Genomic DNA, 18,492 nt, shown 5'->3' on the forward strand with positions numbered 1-18,492 from the left:
GGCGCGGGCGGCGCTTCCGGCGCGGCGCCAGCGCGTCCGCCGCGATCCGACGAAAGACGCATGCCTGCGCTGCGCAGGACTTCGAGCGCTGCGCTCGCGCCGCTGTTGCCGCGCGGTTCGTTTCGCGCGGGCGCGATCTCTTGCGCGATCTCTTCGACGGCTTGCTTTGCTGCGGCGGGCAACGGAAATTCGGCGGGCGACGGTTCGGCTTGCGGCGTGACAGGCGCTGTGTTTGCCGTCACCGGCGCGATTTCGTCCATCGCAGCTGCAGCGTTCGACGGCGCGGGCACAGCGTCGGTCGGCTTCTCAGCAGTCGGCGCACGCGCTGCCTCGACCGGCGCTTTCGCCGCCGCTGCGACCGCCACCGAAGCCGGCGCACTCGCCCGCTCAGCCATCGCGCCCGTTGGCGTGTTCACCGCGAGACCGCCGCCACCGCCCGGACCGCTTGCGGGTTCGAAGGCGAGCATGCGCAGCAGCGTCATCGTGAAGCCGGCGTATTCGTCCGGCGCGAGACGCAACTCGCCGCGTCCGACGGTGGCGATCTGATAGAAAAGCTGAATCTGCTCGGCCGACAGCATCCCGGCGAAGCGGCGAATGTCTTCGGCTTCCGGCCACTCGTCGAGCACCGATGCCGGTGCGAACTGCGCCCACGCGATCCGATGCAGCAGACTCGCGAGATCCTGAAGCGCGGTCGAGAACGACAGGCTGCGCAGACTCATTTCATCGGCGATGGATAGCACCTGCGCGCCGTCACCGGCGGCGAGCGCATCGAGCAGGCGGATCAGATAGCTTTGATCCAGCGCGCCGAGCATGCCGCGCACCGCTTCCTCGCTGACTTCGCCCGCCGAATACGCGATGGCCTGATCGGTCAGCGACAGCGCGTCGCGCATGCTGCCCTCGGCCGCACGCGACAACAGCCGCAACGCCTGCGACTCGAACGCAATGCTTTCCTGCCCGAGAATGTTCTCCAGATGCGTGACGATGTGCCCCGCCGGCATCTGCTTCAGATTGAACTGCAGACAGCGCGACAGCACGGTGACCGGAATCTTCTGCGGATCGGTGGTCGCGAGGATGAACTTGACGTGCGACGGCGGTTCTTCCAGCGTCTTCAACATGGCGTTGAAGGCGTGGTTCGTCAGCATGTGCACTTCGTCGATCATATAGACCTTGAAGCGCGCATCGACCGGCGCGTAGACCGCTCGCTCCAGCAGCGTCGCCATTTCCTCGACGCCGCGATTGCTCGCCGCATCCATCTCGACGTAATCGACGAAACAGCCCTCGTCGATCTCCCGGCACGCGCGACACACGCTGCACGGCTTCGACGTCACGCCGGTTTCACAATTGAGCGCCTTGGCGAAGATACGCGAGAGCGTGGTCTTGCCGACGCCACGCGTGCCCGTAAACAGGTACGCGTGATGCAGGCGGCCGCCGTCGAGCGCGTGCGTGAGCGCACGAACGACGTGCTCCTGGCCGACGAGCGACTCGAACGATTTCGGCCGCCACTTGCGTGCGAGAACTTGATAGGTCATGCGCGAAATTGTATCAGCAACGACTCGCGGAAAACGCCGCCGAATCGGGGCCAGCGGGAGCTCGAAGGTGGTGCCGATGCGCGGTTTTTCCAGACGAACGAATACCGATATTCATGCGCGCATGAATATCAGAAAAAGAGAAAAACGCGGGGAGCGAACTACGGAAGAAAAATCGGAAGGTGACGAGCCTGACCCTCGGCACTGGTGGAAAGCGGCTGTGGCTGCTTCGTTCCCGACCTGACCAGGTTGACCACGCCACCATGCGAGCGAGAGGAGGCCCGTCACGAAGAATTGTAGCACGGCCGATGCGTCGCCCGGAAGGCTTGAGCACGCTTGCCGTGCGCGGCCGCGACTGTGCGCTCGAAGACGCTCTTGTATCGCCCGTTTTTGCCCTCAAATCCTCGCTATCGGCACCCGGCAACGGATAGCAAAGTAGGCTAAGATGACATGTGAATCATCCGTGACGCGGCATTTTTCGCGTGCCACGGATCATTTTGCCGGCAGTATCCGCCGAATCGTCGCACGGGTCCGAATCGAACGTGCGGCGACGAAACCCTTTTCCGTTTTGTTGTATCGTGGCGAGCATTCAACCGCGGGCCTCGAATCAATAGAGGTATTCAGACAATGAGCGAATCAATCAAGCACATCAGCGACGCGTCTTTCGAACAGGACGTCGTCAAGTCGGATAAACCTGTCCTGCTCGACTTCTGGGCCGAGTGGTGCGGTCCGTGCAAGATGATTGCCCCGATCCTCGACGAAGTCGCGAAGGATTACGGCGATCGCCTGCAGATCGCGAAGATCAATGTCGACGAACATCAGTCGACGCCGGTCAAGTTCGGCGTGCGCGGCATCCCGACGCTGATCCTCTTCAAGAATGGCGCGGTCGCCGCGCAAAAGGTCGGCGCGCTGTCCAAGTCGCAACTGACCGCATTCCTCGATAGCAACCTGTAATGGCTTGCCCGGCGAGCGTCCTCACGCAAACCTCGCCGGCGCGTCCGGGCACATGACTCCGACGCAGGAATTCGCGTCCGCCGATGTTGTCGCACGACAACATCGGCCCGAAAGCCTCGCCCTTGGCCTTTTCGAGCCAGTTCTGGCGTGTGCTATGCTATATTCACAAGAGTTCAAGAAGTACTAAATCTCAGAGCGGTTCCGCTCACCTCTTCTCCCAAATCTTTCTGTTGCACCTCTTCTCCCTGGCGGGAAATCCGTATGCATTTATCCGAGCTCAAGTCTCAGCACGTCTCCGCACTGATCGAGATGGCCAATGGCCTGGAGATCGAAAATGCGAACCGCCTGCGCAAGCAGGAACTGATGTTCGCGATTCTTAAAAAGCGCGCCAAGGCTGGCGACACGATCTTCGGCGACGGCACCCTCGAAGTGCTTCCCGACGGGTTTGGCTTCCTGCGCTCGCCCGAGACCTCGTATCTCGCGAGTACGGACGATATCTACATCAGCCCGTCACAGATTCGCCGCTTCAATCTGCACACCGGCGACACGATCGAAGGCGAAGTGCGCACGCCGAAGGACGGCGAACGCTACTTCGCGCTCGTGAAGGTGGACAAAGTCAACGGGCAGCCGCCCGAGGCCTCGAAACATAAGATCATGTTCGAGAACCTCACGCCGCTGCACCCGAACAAGCCGCTGCCGCTCGAACGCGAAATGCGCGGCGAGGAAAACGTTACCGGCCGGATCATCGACATGATCGCGCCGATCGGCAAGGGTCAGCGCGGTCTGCTGGTGGCGTCGCCCAAGTCGGGTAAGACCGTGATGCTGCAGCACATCGCGCATGCGGTGAAGGCGAATCATCCGGACGTCATCCTGTTCGTGCTGCTGATCGACGAACGTCCTGAAGAAGTGACGGAAATGCAGCGCTCGGTGCACGGCGAAGTCATCGCATCGACCTTCGACGAACCGGCCGCGCGTCACGTCCAAGTGGCCGAAATGGTCATCGAAAAGGCCAAGCGCCTGGTCGAAATGAAGCACGACGTCGTGATTCTGCTCGACTCCATCACGCGTCTCGCGCGTGCGTACAACACGGTCGTGCCGGCATCGGGCAAGGTGCTGACGGGCGGTGTCGACGCCAACGCGCTGCAACGTCCGAAGCGCTTCTTCGGCGCGGCGCGCAATATCGAGGAAGGCGGTTCGCTCACCATCATCGGTACGGCGCTGATCGAAACCGGCAGCCGCATGGACGACGTGATCTACGAAGAGTTCAAGGGCACCGGCAACATGGAAGTGCACCTCGAGCGCCGTCTGGCCGAAAAGCGCGTCTATCCGTCGATCAACCTGAACAAGTCGGGCACGCGTCGCGAAGAACTGCTGATCAAGCCGGACGTGCTGCAAAAGGTCTGGGTGCTGCGCAAGTTCATCCACGACATGGACGAAGTCGAAGCGATGGAATTCCTGCTCGACAAGATCCGCCAAACCAAGAACAACGCCGAGTTCTTCGACATGATGCGTCGCGGCGGCGGTTGATTCGCCTTCGCTGCCCGCACACGAAAAACCGCCTGCATCGTCAGGCGGTTTTTTTATGCGCGACGCGCGCGCCCGTCCGTACAATCCGCTCTATCCGAAGCGATACGAACGACCGCATGGGCAATCCCTTTTCCCGCTGGTTCGGCGCGCAACGCCGCGAGCGCGCGCTGCGCAAATACGCGATCGACGATGCGCTCTGGCGCAGCACGCTCGATGCGTTTCCGTGCTTCGGCCATCTGAGCGCGGACGATCTGCAGCGCCTGCGCGATACCGCCAGCCTGTTCATCTCGCAGAAGGAATTTTCGACGGCGCACGATCTTGAACTGACCGACCGGATGATCGTCTCGATTGCCGCGCAAGCCTGTCTGCCGATGCTCAATCTCGATCTCGACCTGTATCGAGGCTGGGTCGGCGTGATCGTGTATCCGGGCGAGTTCGTCATCCGCAAGACGGTGGAGGACGAGGACGGCGTCGTGCACGAAGTCGAGCACGACGCGAGCGGCGAGGCGTGGGAAGGCGGCCCGGTCGTGCTGTCGTGGGAGGACGCGCAGATGGCCGACGGCTCGGACGCGTACAACGTCGTCATCCACGAATTCGCGCACAAGATCGACATGCTGACGGGCGAAGCCGACGGCCATCCGCCGCTATTTCGCCGCTGGCACGCACCGCTCGATTCCACCGCCTGGAGCGATATCTTCGACAACGCGTACGACCAGTTTTGCGCGCGCATCGACGCCGTGCCGCAGCGGCACTGGGCGCGCTTCGAGCGCGAATCGCTGATCGATCCCTATGCGACGGATCATCCGTCGGAGTTTTTCGCGGTGTGCAGCGAGGCGCTGTTCGTGACACCCAAAGCTTTCGAAGCCGAATATCCGGAGCTCTACCGCCTTTTGGCGCGGTATTACCGGCAGGATCCGGCGGGCGTCGGGGCGCTGTCGTGAATCGGGCAAACCCTGCGAAAAAAGTGTCAAGCGACTGATTTTCTGGCATAATCGCTGTTTTTCGACCCTAGGCAAGTGACTCGTGCCATCATCGAAAACGGTGCAGCGAGTTGGCTACCGCCAGATCCCAGGAAAGACCATGAAAGAAGGCATTCACCCGAATTACCGCGAAGTTCTGTTCATCGACATGTCGAACGACTTCAAGTTCGTGACCCGCTCGACCATCCAGACGCGCGAAACCGCTGAATTCGAAGGCAAGACCTACCCGCTCGCGAAGATCGAAGTGTCGTCGGAATCGCATCCGTTCTACACGGGCCAGCAGAAGATCATGGACACGGCCGGCCGCGTCGAAAAGTTCAACAACAAGTTCGCACGCTTCTCGACCAAGAAGTAAGTCGGGCTTCAAGGCTTCACAGCAAAAGGGCAGCTCAGGCTGCCCTTTTTTGTCTCTGCAGGTTTCCCGCGGCACCCGGGTTGCTGCTGCCCGTTGCAACGCTTGTTGCATACCGTAACAGGCGGTCTGCCCGCATCGTCCGGCACGCGACTACAATGCCGGTTGCTCTGGCCCCGCCGCGTTCGACGCATGGCTCGCGGCCCGTTTTCATGGATCAAGCCCTTTTCGCATGCGCTCCGTCGTTCGTCTGACCGCCTCCGCCACCAGCGCCCTGCCGCGCTGGCTTTTGCTCGCCATCTGTATCACCTATGCGTCGTTCGGCCTGTTCGGGCGCGACCCGTGGAAGAACGAGGATGCCGCGAGCTTCGGCGTGATGTGGACGATGGCCAACGGCGACGCGCGCGACTGGCTGCTGCCAAACCTCGTCGGCAAGACGCCGACGCAGGACGGCCCGCTGATGTACTGGCTCGGCGCGGGTTCCATCCGCCTGCTGAGTCCGTGGGTCGATGCGAGCAACGCGTCGCGCGTCGTTACCGGCCTGCTTTTCTGTCTCGCGTGCGCATTCGTCTGGTATTCGGCCTATCTGCTCGGCCGGCGCGACGAGGCGCAACCGTTCAAATATGCCTTCGGCGGCGAACCGAAACCGCGCGACTACGGCCGCACGCTCGCCGATGGCGCGCTGCTGATTTTGCTCGCCTGTTTCGGTCTCGCCGAGCGCGGGCACGAAACCACGCCTCAACTCGCGCAGTTCGCCGGCACCGCGATGCTCATCTACGGCCTCGTGCGCAGCCTCGACAAGCCGTTGCAAGGCGCGATCATCTGGGGCGTGACGATCGGCGTGGTCGGCCTGTCGAGTTCGCCGGTACTGGTGTTCGCCCTGCTGCTCTGTACGCTGGCGATGACGATCATCGTCAAGCAGGTGCGCGCGCTGCCGCTGCTGATTTTCGGCCTGCCGATCGCCGTCGTACTGATCGGCGCCTGGGTGCTGCCCGCCCTCCACTACTTCCCCGACGACGGCAACTGGTGGCTGCGTCAATGGTGGCGCAACAGCTTTTCGTTCTTCTCCGGCGCGCCCGGCTCGATCTTCGGTTACGCAGTCAAGAACCTGCCGCTCTTCACCTGGCCCGCGTGGCCGCTGGCGATCTGGGCCTTCGTGAGCTGGGGCGGCATGCGCCGCTCGCCGCACGTCGCGGTGCCGCTGTCGATCATCGGGCCGCTGCTGGTGCTGGTCGTGCTGCAGGCGCACGAGACGAATCGCCTGTTCATGCTACTGCTGCCGCCGCTCTCCGTGCTCGCCACGTTCGCGCTGCCCACGCTCAAGCGCGGCGCGATCAACGCGATCGACTGGTTCGCGATGCTGAGCTTCACGATCATCGGCTCGCTTGTTTGGCTGGTGTGGACGGCCGGCATGATCGGCTTTCCGGCGGCAATGGCGCGCAATCTCGCGCGACTCGCGCCGGGCTTTCATCCCGAATTCAAGCTGCTGTCGTTCCTGTGCGCGGTCGCGGTGACGGTCGGCTGGTTCCTGCTCGCGCGCTGGCGGCTCGCGCGGCATCCGAAGGTGCTGTGGCGCTCCGTCGTATTGTCGAGCGCGGGCACCACGCTGATGTGGGTGCTGCTCATGACCTTGTGGCTGCCGGTCGTGAACTACAGCCGCACGTATCGCGACGTCGCGGAACAGATCGCCGGACATCTGCCGCCCGACTATAACTGCATCTCGCCCGCGCGTCTGGGCGATGCGCAGATCGCGACCTTCGCGTATTTCGGCGGCATGCACTTCGCGTTCGATGAAGATTGCGACGTCATTCTGCGTCAGGATCGCGCGGATTACGGCGATCCGCCGTCGATCTCGAATCTCGAATGGAAGCTCGTCTGGGAGGGCCGCCGCGTCGCCGACCGCGACGAACGGTTCCGCCTTTACGTGCGCATCCAGCGCCCGACGCCGCCCGCGCCGAAGCCGGTGCGCCCGCGCAGCCTGCGCCGCTCGCAGTAACGACATGGCGCGCGATTCCGCCCGCTCGCACGCCGCCACCGGCATGTTCGGCGACGTCCGCAAGATCGGCGCGCTGGCGTGGCCGGTGCTGATCGGCCAGCTCGCGGTGATCGCGTTCGGCGTGATCGATACCGCGATGGTCGGCCGCTTCTCCGCCACCGATCTGGCCGCGCTCGGACTCGGCTCGTCGGTTTATATCTCGGTATATATCGGCCTGACGGGGATTCTGGTCGCTTTGCAGCCGATCGCCGGACAACTCTCCGGCGCGGGCCGCGAAAGCGAAATCGGCGAGGAAACGCGCCAGGTATTCTGGCTCGCCGCGCTGCTGATGATCATCGGCTTCACGCTGCTCTACCATCCCGAGCCGCTGCTGAGCCTCGCCAAAGCGCCGCCCGCGCTGCACGACCGCACGGTGGACTATCTGCGCATCCTGTCGTTCGGACTGCCGGCGAGTCTGGCGTTTCGCGTCTATAGCTCGCTGGCGAACGCCGTCGGCAAGCCGCGACTCGTCATGTTTCTGCAGGTCGGCGGGCTCGTGCTCAAGTTTCCGCTCAATACGTGGTTCATCTTCGGCGGCTTCGGCGTGCCGGCGCTCGGCGGTCCGGGCTGCGCGCTGGCCAGTTCGCTGATCAACTGGGTGTCGGCGATCGTCGGCATCACGGTGATGCTGCGAGTCGAGTTCTTCCGCCCGTTCGGCATCTTTTCGCGCTTCTCCTGGCCGGTCCTGCGGCGTCAGATTGCGCTGTTGCGGCTCGGCATTCCGATGGGCCTGTCGTATCTCATCGAAGTGACGTCGTACACCTTCATGGCGCTGTTCATCTCGCGCTTCGGCACGACGACGCTCGCAGGCCATCAGATCGCCGGCAATCTCGGCGCGGTGCTGTATATGACGCCGCTGTCCATCGGCATTGCATCGTCGACGCTGGTGTCGCAGGCGCTCGGCGCGCAGAAGTTCGACGAAGCGCGTTCGATTTCGCGGCACGGCATCGGCATGGCCTGCGTGCTGGCGTTCGCGTACGGCGTGATCCTGCTCGTCGCGCGGCCGCAGATCATCGCCGCCTATACGCCCGATACGAACGTGATCGCCGCAGCCATGCCGCTCGTGCTGATCATCTTCTTCTATCACCTGTGCGATGCATTGCAGATCACCACGGCGTTCATCCTGCGCGCCTACAAGGTCACGCTGGTGCCGACCGTCATCTATGCGATCGCGTTGTGGGGCATCGGGCTGGGCGGCGGCTATCTGCTCGGCTTCGATGTCGGCGGCATGGTGCCTGCATGGCTGCAGGGCGCGCGCGGCTTCTGGATCGCCAATTCGCTGAGTCTCGGCGTGGCGGGCATCGGCCTGTTCTGGTATTGGCGGCGCGTGAGCGTGCGTCATGTGTCGATGGTCGACGCCGCCTGAGTTTTCCTATTGTCGTGTTGTAAAGCGTCAACGCCGGAAAGACGCGCGTAAGGCTCCAGTAGAATGCCCCGCATCGAGGACAACTCGGAGCGAGTGGATGAGCCGCGTGACAACTAAACAAAAATGGATCCTGGCCGCAACGTCCCTGATCGCCGCGCTGAGCGCCGGCATCGCGATGCGAGCAGCCGATGCCGCGCGCGTCACGACCGTATCGCCGCAAGGCAAGGTCGCGCAGGTGAGACAGGTCGTTGTCAAGTTCGATGACGCGATGATCCCGTTCGGCAGTCCATCGGCGACTGCGCCGGGCAGCGTGTCGTGCAGCGGTGCGCCGGCTGCCGCGATCAAGGGCAACGCGCGCTGGATCGACCAGAAAACCTGGGCCTTCGACTTCGAGAACGATCTGCCGCCCGGCGTACGCTGCGCGTTCGATCTGAAAGCCGACCTCAATTCCGACGCGGGTAACGCGATTGCCGGCCCGCAACATTTCGCATTCCAGACCGGCGGCCCGTTCGTCACGCGCGTGATGCCGAGCTATGGCCGCATCGAGGAAGATCAGACTTTCGTGCTGCGCCTGAACGGGCCGGCGACGCAAGCTTCGGTGCTCGATCATGTCTGGTGCGAATCGAACGCACTGGGCAATCGCATTCCCGTGCGTCTGGCCGACCAGAACACGCGCGATTCGCTCCTCAAACATTTCGGTCTGGAAAAGGAAAGCGAGCGCGTTCTGACGCTCGCGTGTCAGCAGACGCTGCCGTCCGCGACCAAGATGCAACTGGTCTACGGCGTGGGCGTGAGCGGGCCGAGCGGTATCTCCAACGATGTGGAAAAGCGCTTCGACTACGAAGTGCGCGAGCCTTTCAAGGCGAGTTTCACCTGCGAGCGCGAGAACGCCAAAGCGCCCTGCACGCCCTTGCGTCCGCTGCGGCTGGAATTCAGCGCGCCAATCAGCCGCGCCGATGCGCAGAAGTTCGTGCTGCGCAGCGCCAACGGCACGACCGCGCCTACTTTCGACGATACCGACAAGAGCACCGAAGTCAGCAATCTCGCCTTCGCCGCGCCGCTGCCCGAGCGCGCGGAACTGAGCATCGAAGCGCCGGCGAATCTGAAGGACGTGAGCGGCCGAACGCTTGCCAACGCCGATCTGTTTCCGCTCAAGACCAGCACCGCGCCGATGCCGCCGCTCGCGAAATTCTCGTCGGGCAACTTCGGCATCATCGAGCGCTTCGCGGAACCGGATATGCCCGCGATGCTGCCCGTCACGCTGCGTCACGTCGAAGCGGACCTGCATGTGCAAGGGCTGAATTCGGGCACCTCGAAGATCACCGAACTCAGGCTCGACGCCAACAGCGACATCCGCCGCTGGATGCGCAACGTCGACGTGTTCGACGGCATGACGATGTCGCGATCGAGCATCGAAGCGCGCATGCCGGAGTTGCTCAAAAACGGCATCGATCCGGTGATCGTGCCGGACAGCGAAGGCAAGATCGGCCGCGATCCGCAAATCGACGTGCGCTCGCTGTCGATGCTCGCCAAACGTCCCGGCGTCGAATCGCTGACGCTGCCCGCCGCCGATCCGAAGGCGCTGCGTCCGTTCGAGGTCGTCGGCGTGCCGTTCAAGAAGCCGGGCTTTTACGTCGTCGAACTGGCTTCGCCGGCGCTCGGCGCATCGCTGCTGGGCAAGCATCAGGCGATGTACGTGCGCACATCCGTGCTCGTCACCAATCTCGGCGTGCACTTCAAACAGGGCCGCGAAAACAGTCTCGTCTGGGTGACGACGCTCGACCGAGGCAAGCCCGTGCCGAACGCGAATGTGCGCGTCACCGATTGCAACGGCGACGAAATCGCCACCGGCGTGACCGATGCGCAAGGTCTCGCGTGCATCGGCAAGCCGCTCGCCGCGCGCGGAGAATGCGGCGAGGACAGCCTGAGCTACAGCGGCTTTTTCGTGTCGGCGCGCGTGAACGATCCCGTCACCGGTCCGGACATGGCCTTCGTGACGTCGGACTGGAATCGCGGCATCGAAGCGTGGCGTTTCAACGTGCCGACCGACATGAGTGGCTCGCGCACCGTACGCGCGCATACCGTCTTCGATCGCACGCTGCTGCGCGCCGGCGAAACCGTGTCGATGAAGCATCTGATGCGCGTCGAGACGCTGAACGGCTTCGGCTTTCCGCCGAATTATCCGAGCCGCGTGACGATCCGTCATATCGGCAGCGGCCAGAGCTGGCACATGCCGCTCAAGTGGGCGAAGGATCACAGCGCCGACTCGACCTTCGACATTCCCGCCGCGGCCAAACTCGGCGAGTACAGCGTGACGCTCGACAACGGCACGGCCGACGCCGCCGCCGACGACGACAGCGACAGCCACGTCACGCAATCGATCGAATCGGGCAGTTTCCGCGTCGAGGAATTCCGTCTGCCGGTGTTCAAGGGCTCGGTGACGGCGGGCGATACCAAATCGCCCGGACTCGTCGCCGCGACCGAAGCGCCCGTCGATGTGCGCATCGAGTATGTGCAAGGCGGCCCGGCGTCGAATCTGCCGGTGCAGGTCTCGGCGCTGGTGCGCGATGCATCGCCGCCGTTCGCGTCGCAGTACGAAGCGTTCAGTTTCACGCCCTATCGCAAGCCCGCGAACGATGGCGCGAGCGCGCCCGCCGAAGATCAGGGCGACGATCAGGACCAACAGCCGGAATCGTCGACGCAACTCGTCGCCGACAAGATGAAGCTCACGCTCGATCGCGACGGCGCGGGCAAGCTGAATATCAAGCCCTTGCCGGCCGTCGAAGCGCCGAAACGTCTCGCGCTCGAAGCGACGTTCGCGGACCCGAACGGCGAAACGCAGACCATCGCAGGCGGCGAGATGCTGTGGCCCGCTGCCGTCGCGGTCGGCGTCAAGGCCGGACATTGGGTGTCGGTCGGCGGCGCGCTGCCGGTGCAGGCGCTCGCGCTCGATTTGCAGGGCAAGCCGCGCGCGGGCGTATCGGTCGAGGTCAAGGGCGTTGCGCGCATCATGTCGAGTTCGCGCAAGCGCATGGTCGGCGGCTTCTATGCCTACGACAACCACACCGAAACCAAGGACCTCGGCACGCTCTGCAGCGGCAAGAGCGACGATCACGGCATCGTGTCGTGCGACGTCAAATTGAAGGACGCGGGCAACATCGACCTGATCGCGGTTGCCAAGGACGGCGACGGACACGCGGCGAACGCGAGCACGTCCGTCTGGGTTACGCGCGAAGACGAACTGTGGTTCGGCGGCGAGAACACTGATCGCATCGACGTGCTGCCGGAAAAGACCAGCTACGAACCGGGCGACACCGCGCGCTTTCAGGTGCGCATGCCCTTCCGCTCGGCGACCGCGCTCGTCGCGGTGGAGCGCGAAGGCATCGTGGAAACGCATGTCGTCGAGTTGAACGGCACCGATCCGACCGTCGAACTGAAGGTGCAGGATGCGTGGGGGCCGAACGTCTATGTGTCGGTGCTCGCGCTGCGCGGATGCATCCATGAAGTGCCGTGGTATTCGTTCTTTACCTGGGGCTGGAAAGCGCCGATCGAATGGGCGCGCTCGTTCTGGTACGAAGGCCGGCAATATCAGGCGCCGACGCCGCTCGTCGATCTGTCGAAGCCCGCGTTCCGTTACGGGCTGGCGTCGATCAAGGTCGGCACGGCGTCGCACAAACTGGCGGTCAGCGTGACGCCGGATGCGAAGTCCTACACCGTGCGCTCGAAGGCGCATGTCAAGCTCAAGGTCGCGCTGCCGGGCGGCAAGCCCGCGCCCGCGGGCACGCAGATCGCGGTCGCCGTCGATGAAGCGCTGCTCGAACTGATGCCCAACGAAAGCTGGGACGTGCTCGACGCGATGCTCCAGCAACGCGCTTACGGCGTCGAAACGGCGACGGCGCAGATGGAAATCATCGGGCGGCGTCACTTCGGGCGCAAGGCGGTGCCGGCGGGCGACGGCGGCGGACACAGCGCCACGCGCGAGTTGTTCGACACGCTGCTGCTGTGGAATCCGCGCGTGACGCTCGATGCAAACGGCGAAGCGTCCGTCGATGTGCCGCTCAACGATGCGCTGACGCGCTTCCGTATCGTCGCAATCGCGGCAGTCGGCGCGGGACACTTCGGCACCGGCAGCGCATCGATCCAGAGCACGCAGGACTTGCAGCTGATCTCGGGCCTGCCGCCGCTGGTGCGCGTCGGCGACGCGTTCCGCGCGCAATTCACGCTGCGCAACACGACGCAACGGACGATGAACGTCGTCGTCACGCCGAAAGCCGGCGCGCTCGCGCTCGAACTGAAGCCCGAGTCGTCGCAGGACGTGACGTGGGACGTGACGACGCCCGATGTGATCGGCGCGGGTTCGTCGGCGAGTCTCGACTGAAACGTGAGCGCAGCCGAACAAGCCGGACCGAAGGCGAGCGACGCCGTGAAGCTCACGCAGAAAGTCGTCGCCGCGATTCCGGTAACCGCGCAGCAGGCGACCATCGCGCAAGTCGACGGCACGCTCACGCTGCCCGTCGCGCCGCCCGCCGATGCAAGCAAGTCGAGCGATGGCGCGGTGCGCGGCGGCATCGCCGTATCGTTGCAGCCGAAACTCACCGATGGCCTGCCCGGCGTGCGCCGCTAGTTCGAGCGCTATCCGTACAACTGTCTGGAACAGCAGACGTCGCGCGCGCTCGGTTTGATGGACGCCGCGCAATGGCAAGGCGTGCTGACGCGCATGCCGTCGTATCTCGACCGCGATGGCCTCGCGAACTACTTCCCGCCATCCGACGACGATCGTCCGACCGGCAGCCCGACGCTCACCGCCTATCTGCTCGCCGTCACCGACGACGCCGCGAAGGAAGACCGCCGCTTCGCCCTGCCCGCCGCGCTGCGCGATCAGATGGCGGCGGGTCTCGCGAACTTCGTCGACGGCAAGATCGAGCGCAAGTTCTGGGCGCCGCGCAACGATCTCGATTTCGAGAAGCTCGCCGCCATCGAAGCCTTGTCGCGTTACGGACTCGCGCAGGCGCGCATGCTCGGGTCGATCACGGTTGCGCCGGATCAGTGGCCGACGTCCGCCGTGCTCGACTACTACGCGATCCTGTCGCGCGTCGACGGCACTCCGAATCGCGAGGAAAAGCGCGCGCAGGCCGAGCAGATCATCCGCGCGCGGCTGACGTATCAGGGCACGCGTCTGACCTTTTCGACCGAACGCGACGACGATCTGTGGTGGCTCATGACCGGCAGCGAAACGAACGCCGCGCGCACCGCCTTGCTGTTCGCCGATGCGCCCGGCTGGAAGGACGAGATGCCGCGTCTCGTCGCGGGCTTGTTGGCATTGCAGAAGAACGGCGCGTGGCAGACGACGACCGCGAATCTGTGGGGCGAACTCGCGCTCGCGCGCTTCTCGCGCCTGTTCGAAAGCACGCCGGTCACGGGCACGACGCAGGTCCGGCTCGGCGATGCATCGCGGAGCGTGGACTGGAGCGCGGCGGCTTCGGCGGCGTCCGCTGCATCGGCGACGTCGATCACCAAGACCGCGAACACCCGCGGCATGACGCTGCCGTGGTCCACCGGCTCGCTGTCGCTGACGCAGGACGGCACCGGCAAACCGTGGGCGACCATCGAAAGTCTCGCGGCCATCGCGTTGAAGGCGCCGTTCGCGGCGGGCTATCGAATCAGCAAGACGATGACGCCCGTCGATCCCGCCGTGAAGGGCGTGCTCTCGCGCGGCGATATCGTGCGCGTGCATCTCGACATCGACGCGCAAAGCGACATGACCTGGGTCGTCGTCAACGATCCGATTCCCGCCGGCGCGACGATTCTCTGCTCCAGACTCGGACGCGATTCCGCCGCCGCGACCGAAGGCGAGCAGCAGAAAGGCGCGTGGCCGTCGTTCGTGGAACGCGGCTTCGACGGGTATCGCGCGTATTACGGCTATCTGCCGAAGGGCAAGCTGCAAGTCGAATACACGATGCGCGTGAACAATCCCGGCACCTTCGGCTTGCCGCCGACGCGCGTCGAGGCGCTGTATGCGCCGTCGACTTTCGGCGCGCTGCCGAATGCGCCGGTCGTCGTCAAGCCGCTGGCGGCGAAGTGAGATGAAGCGCGCCGCCGCCTTCGTCATCGCAGCGATGCTGAGCGCGGTCGCGCACGCCGCGCCGGGCTTCGACGATGTGCGCGCGAAGTGGCGCAGTTCCGACTGGGTGCTGCTCGCGCGCGACGGCACGCCGCTTCAACGCACGCGCATCGATACGAGCGCGCGGCGCGGCGACTGGATCGCGCTCGCGGATGTCTCGCCGGCGCTGCGCGAGGCGATCGTCGTATCGGAGGACAAGCGCTTCTATGAACACGCGGGCGTCGACTGGCGCGGCGCCGCGGCGGCGGCGTGGGGCAATCTGTGGAACACGCGCACGCGCGGCGCATCGACGGTGACGATGCAGCTGACGAGTCTCATCGACGACGAAGGCAAAGCGCCCGGACGCCGCAATATCGGCGAAAAAGCGGAGCAGACGATCAGCGCGCTGTGGCTCGAACGGTCGTGGCGCAAGGATCAGATTCTCGAGGCATATCTGAATCTGGTGCCGTTTCGCGGCGAGATCGTCGGTTTGTCGGCGCTATCGCAGACGCTGTTCGACAAGGCGCCGTCCGGACTCGACGAACGCGAATCGGCGCTTGCTGCCGCGCTGATTCGTGCGCCGAATGCGTCGTACGGAAAGGTGAGCGCGCGCGCCTGTACGATTTTGCGCGACATGCGCGCGCTGCACGGCAAACGCGATGCATCGGCCGATCCGTGCGCGAATCTCGATAGCTACGCGCAACTCGTGCTGACACGCGGCTTCAGCGATACGCTCGCGCGCACGCTCGCCGAACTGAACGCGCGGGCGCATCCGCGCAACGTGCACGATGCGGCGGCCGTCGTGATCGACAACCGCACCGGCGATGTGCTGGCGTGGGTCGGGTCGGCGGGCGGGCTATCGAACGCGCCGGAAGTCGACGCCGTGCTCGCGCGACGTCAGGCCGGCTCGACGCTCAAACCCTTCCTCTACGCGCAGGCCATCGACGAAAAGCGCGTGACCGCCGCGTCGCTGCTCGACGATGCGCCGCTCGATCTCGCCACGGGCGGCGGTCTGTATATCCCGCAAAACTACGATCACGATTTCAAGGGCTGGGTGAGCGTGCGCACCGCGCTCGGCTCGTCGCTGAATGTGCCCGCCGTGCGCACGCTCGTCATGGTGACGCCGCATCGTTTCGCGAAGACGCTGGTCGCGCTCGGCCTGCCGCTCACGCAGGCGGGCGATTATTACGGCTTCAGCCTCGCGCTCGGCAGCGCCGATGTCACGCTGGCGTCGCTCGCCAACGCGTATCCAACGCGTATCGCGCGATCGCGAACGGCGGCGTCGCGCGGCCGTTCACCGATCTCGCGGATCGCCCGGTCAAGGCCGACGGCACGCGCATTTTCAGTGCGCAGGCGAGCTTCATCGTCACCGATATCCTCGCCGACAACAACGCCCGCACCCGCACCTTCGGCTTCGACAGCGTGCTCGCGACGCGCAGTTTCAGCGCCGTCAAAACCGGCACCAGCAAGGACATGCGCGACAACTGGGCGGTCGGCTTCACGTCGCGCTATACGATCGGCGTGTGGGTCGGCAACGCGGACGGCACGCCGATGTGGGACGTGTCCGGCGTCACCGGCGCCGCGCCCGTATGGACCGCGCTCGTCAATTATCTCGGCCGCCGCGCGCCCGATGCACCTGCCGGCGTCACGCAGACGCGCGTCGCGTATCAGGACGACATCGAACCGGCGCGCGACGAATGGTTCGTCACCGGCACGCAGATGCGCAGTATCGGGCTGACCGCGTCGGCCAGAACGGCAAGGAGCGTTGCGGCGGCCGACGCGCAAGCGGCGCGCATCGGCTCGCCGACCGACGGCACCATTTTCGCGCTCGATCCGGATATTCCGCCGGCCCGGCAGCGCGTCTGGTTCGAGCGCGCGGGCAATGGCGCGCTCGCGTGGCGGCTCGACGGCAAGCCTTACGGGCGCAACGCCCGCGCGGCGTGGCTGCCGTGGCCGGGGCGGCATCGGCTGGAACTTGTCGATGCGCGCGGCGACGTGATCGACGCCGTTGGTTTCTAAGTGCGCGGTGCGTTCGCCAAAAACGCGACGCCGCCATCGACATCGGCAACAAAATCGAGCGCGGCGAAATGATGCGTGAATCGTTTGCGAATCTTGGCAGCACGAAGCGTCCTGCCGCGAAATGGTGTCGCCGGGCAGAAGAATTCACGCCGCGTCATCCTGACGACGTGTCGCAACGTTAAAGATTGTGCGGATCCGTGGTGCGCGCTGTGGGGTCGTGCACAATGCGAGCCGTCATCGTTCCGGACGCGGATTTGTCCTATGCTTACGACATCGTCCTCGAAAAGGCCGGAATTTATCAATTCGTCATTCTTTTCTTTCAAGCCTGGAGTGCCGTCATGCTGAAAAAGCTGCTGATGCTGTGCCTTGCGTTGATGCTGTCCGTCGGTCATGCGTTCGCCGCGGTCGACGTCAACACCGCCGATGAAGCCGCGCTCGATTCGGTGAAGGGTCTCGGTCCCGTGAAGTCGAAAGCGATCGTGGACGAGCGCACCAAGAACGGTCCGTTCAAGGACGCCGACGATCTCGCCAACCGCGTCAAGGGTCTCGGCCAGAAATCGGTGGCGAACCTGGAGCAAAACGGTCTGACCATCGGCGGATCGTCGCTGCCGCCGACGGGCAAGAGCACCAAGCCGAGCGCCACCGCGTCGGCGAAATCCACCACGACGAATCCGATGTCGAATTCCTCGGGCGGTAGCGCCGCGCCGAACTCGACGGTCAAATCGTCGACAACGGCGACCGGCGCTACATCGCCCGCCGCGACCACGACGCAGACGCAGGCCGCCACGCCTGCATCGAGCACGAAAGCATCGAAGAAGAAGAGCAAGGCATCCGCGAGCGACGCGGCCTCGGGCACGTCCACCGCCAGCGACGCGAAGCCGACGAAGTCCAAGCGCAGCAAGAAGGACAAGGCCGCGAGCGCCGCTGCCGCAAGCCAGTAATCGCTTCCAAGAGGCGCGCGCCGCGACGCCGAGCCGTCGCGGTCCAAGCGCCTGAATCGCCGCTTCACGATGAGCATCTGTCGTATCGAATCACCAAGCGTCGTGCGCGCGCCGTTTCATTCGCGTTCCAGCGAAACGTCGCGCGCGAACCCCACCCCGCAACCTCTCGTAGTGAGACTGCCATGAGCCTACTCGATATCCTCGCCTCCACCCTCGGCAACTCGTCGCAACAGAACAACCAGCCGCAAGGCGGCCAGGCCGCGCTGATCGCCGCGGCGATGGCCTTCATCAACAGCCAGCCGGGCGGCCTGATGGGCCTGCTGCAACGTTTCCAACAACACGGTGCGGGCGATGTCGTGCAATCGTGGATCGGCAGCGGCGAAAACAAGCCGATCGATCCGGGCACGCTGACCAATGTGCTCGGTCAGGACAATGTCGGCGCGCTGGCGCAGAAGGCAGGCGTGTCGGGCGATCAGCTGTCGGGCATGCTCGCGGCGGTGCTGCCGCATATCGTCGATCGCGCGACGCCGAATGGTCAGGTGCCGCCGGAAGGCCAACTCGATCTGACGGGCGTGCTCGGTTCGCTGGGCGGTCTGGCGGGTTTGTTCGGCAAGAGCGAAGAGCCGAAACAGGGCTGAGTTTCGCCTGATTTGATGGATGGAAAACCTCGCAGGGTTGGCGCCCTGCGGGGT

General features: G+C 64.6%; 10 protein-coding genes, 1 other RNA gene and 2 pseudogenes. 10 read left to right on the forward strand and 3 right to left on the reverse strand.

The annotated features are described in order from the left end of the window. A partial coding sequence (dnaX, locus tag BVER_RS08080; RefSeq protein ID WP_050452852.1) for a DNA polymerase III subunit gamma/tau occupies positions 1-1,529 on the reverse strand: 1,529 nt, incomplete at its 3' end. A gap of 181 nt (positions 1,530-1,710) precedes the next feature. Beyond that, positions 1,711-1,806, reverse strand: an RNA gene (ffs, locus tag BVER_RS29960) — signal recognition particle sRNA small type. A gap of 347 nt (positions 1,807-2,153) precedes the next feature. On the opposite strand from ffs, the gene trxA reads away from it, so the two are divergent. From trxA to BVER_RS08120, 8 genes and pseudogenes are all read left to right on the forward strand, one after another. After that, positions 2,154-2,480 carry a thioredoxin TrxA gene (gene trxA / locus BVER_RS08085; protein WP_008349330.1) on the forward strand — a complete coding sequence of 109 codons (327 nt, stop codon included), beginning with the start codon at positions 2,154-2,156 and terminating at the stop codon, positions 2,478-2,480. 261 nt (positions 2,481-2,741) lie between these two features. After that, a complete protein-coding gene (rho, locus tag BVER_RS08090) occupies positions 2,742-4,007 on the forward strand; it encodes a transcription termination factor Rho (protein ID WP_050452854.1) in 1,266 nt (421 codons plus the stop codon). A 116-nt stretch (positions 4,008-4,123) separates the two neighbouring features. Beyond that, positions 4,124-4,948 (forward strand): M90 family metallopeptidase, encoded by an 825-nt coding sequence (locus tag BVER_RS08095; RefSeq protein WP_050452855.1) that lies wholly within the window; start codon positions 4,124-4,126, stop codon positions 4,946-4,948. A 139-nt stretch (positions 4,949-5,087) separates the two neighbouring features. Continuing rightward, positions 5,088-5,342: a type B 50S ribosomal protein L31 gene (locus tag BVER_RS08100; RefSeq protein WP_050452857.1), complete on the forward strand. Its 255-nt coding sequence runs from the start codon at positions 5,088-5,090 to the stop codon at positions 5,340-5,342. A gap of 229 nt (positions 5,343-5,571) precedes the next feature. Next, positions 5,572-7,335, forward strand: coding sequence for an ArnT family glycosyltransferase (locus BVER_RS08105; RefSeq protein ID WP_050452858.1), 1,764 nt, complete (start codon positions 5,572-5,574; stop codon positions 7,333-7,335). A 43-nt stretch (positions 7,336-7,378) separates the two neighbouring features. Further along, positions 7,379-8,740 (forward strand): MATE family efflux transporter, encoded by a 1,362-nt coding sequence (locus BVER_RS08110; protein ID WP_050452876.1) that lies wholly within the window; start codon positions 7,379-7,381, stop codon positions 8,738-8,740. A gap of 97 nt (positions 8,741-8,837) precedes the next feature. Further along, positions 8,838-14,822, forward strand: a pseudogene (locus BVER_RS08115) (alpha-2-macroglobulin family protein). 1 nt (position 14,823) lies between these two features. Further along, a pseudogene (locus BVER_RS08120) lies at positions 14,824-16,859 on the forward strand (transglycosylase domain-containing protein). On the opposite strand, the gene BVER_RS31295 reads toward BVER_RS08120, so the two are convergent. After that, positions 16,856-17,182 (reverse strand): hypothetical protein, encoded by a 327-nt coding sequence (locus tag BVER_RS31295; RefSeq protein ID WP_198155198.1) that lies wholly within the window; start codon positions 17,180-17,182, stop codon positions 16,856-16,858. The pseudogene BVER_RS08120 and the gene BVER_RS31295 overlap by 4 nt on opposite strands. Positions 17,183-17,197: 15 nt before the next feature. On the opposite strand from BVER_RS31295, the gene BVER_RS08125 reads away from it, so the two are divergent. Beyond that, a complete protein-coding gene (locus tag BVER_RS08125; protein WP_050452877.1) occupies positions 17,198-17,800 on the forward strand; it encodes a ComEA family DNA-binding protein in 603 nt (200 codons plus the stop codon). Positions 17,801-17,889: 89 nt separating this feature from the next. After that, positions 17,890-18,438 carry a YidB family protein gene (locus BVER_RS08130; protein WP_440588092.1) on the forward strand — a complete coding sequence of 183 codons (549 nt, stop codon included), beginning with the start codon at positions 17,890-17,892 and terminating at the stop codon, positions 18,436-18,438. Positions 18,439-18,492 lie beyond the last annotated feature (54 nt).

This window comes from Candidatus Burkholderia verschuerenii, assembly GCF_001189365.1.
In the GTDB taxonomy this organism is placed as follows: domain Bacteria; phylum Pseudomonadota; class Gammaproteobacteria; order Burkholderiales; family Burkholderiaceae; genus Caballeronia; species Caballeronia verschuerenii.

What these genes read in the sequence shown, in the direction of transcription:
- BVER_RS08095 (WP_050452855.1), top strand. Translation starts at nt 4,124, where the DNA reads ATGGGCAATCCCTTTTCCCGCTGGTTCGGCGCGCAACGCCGCGAGCGC.
- BVER_RS08105 (WP_050452858.1), top strand. Translation starts at nt 5,572, where the DNA reads ATGCGCTCCGTCGTTCGTCTGACCGCCTCCGCCACCAGCGCCCTGCCG.
- BVER_RS08110 (WP_050452876.1), top strand. Translation starts at nt 7,379, where the DNA reads ATGTTCGGCGACGTCCGCAAGATCGGCGCGCTGGCGTGGCCGGTGCTG.
- trxA (WP_008349330.1), top strand. Translation starts at nt 2,154, where the DNA reads ATGAGCGAATCAATCAAGCACATCAGCGACGCGTCTTTCGAACAGGAC.
- BVER_RS08125 (WP_050452877.1), top strand. Translation starts at nt 17,198, where the DNA reads ATGCTGAAAAAGCTGCTGATGCTGTGCCTTGCGTTGATGCTGTCCGTC.
- BVER_RS08100 (WP_050452857.1), top strand. Translation starts at nt 5,088, where the DNA reads ATGAAAGAAGGCATTCACCCGAATTACCGCGAAGTTCTGTTCATCGAC.
- rho (WP_050452854.1), top strand. Translation starts at nt 2,742, where the DNA reads ATGCATTTATCCGAGCTCAAGTCTCAGCACGTCTCCGCACTGATCGAG.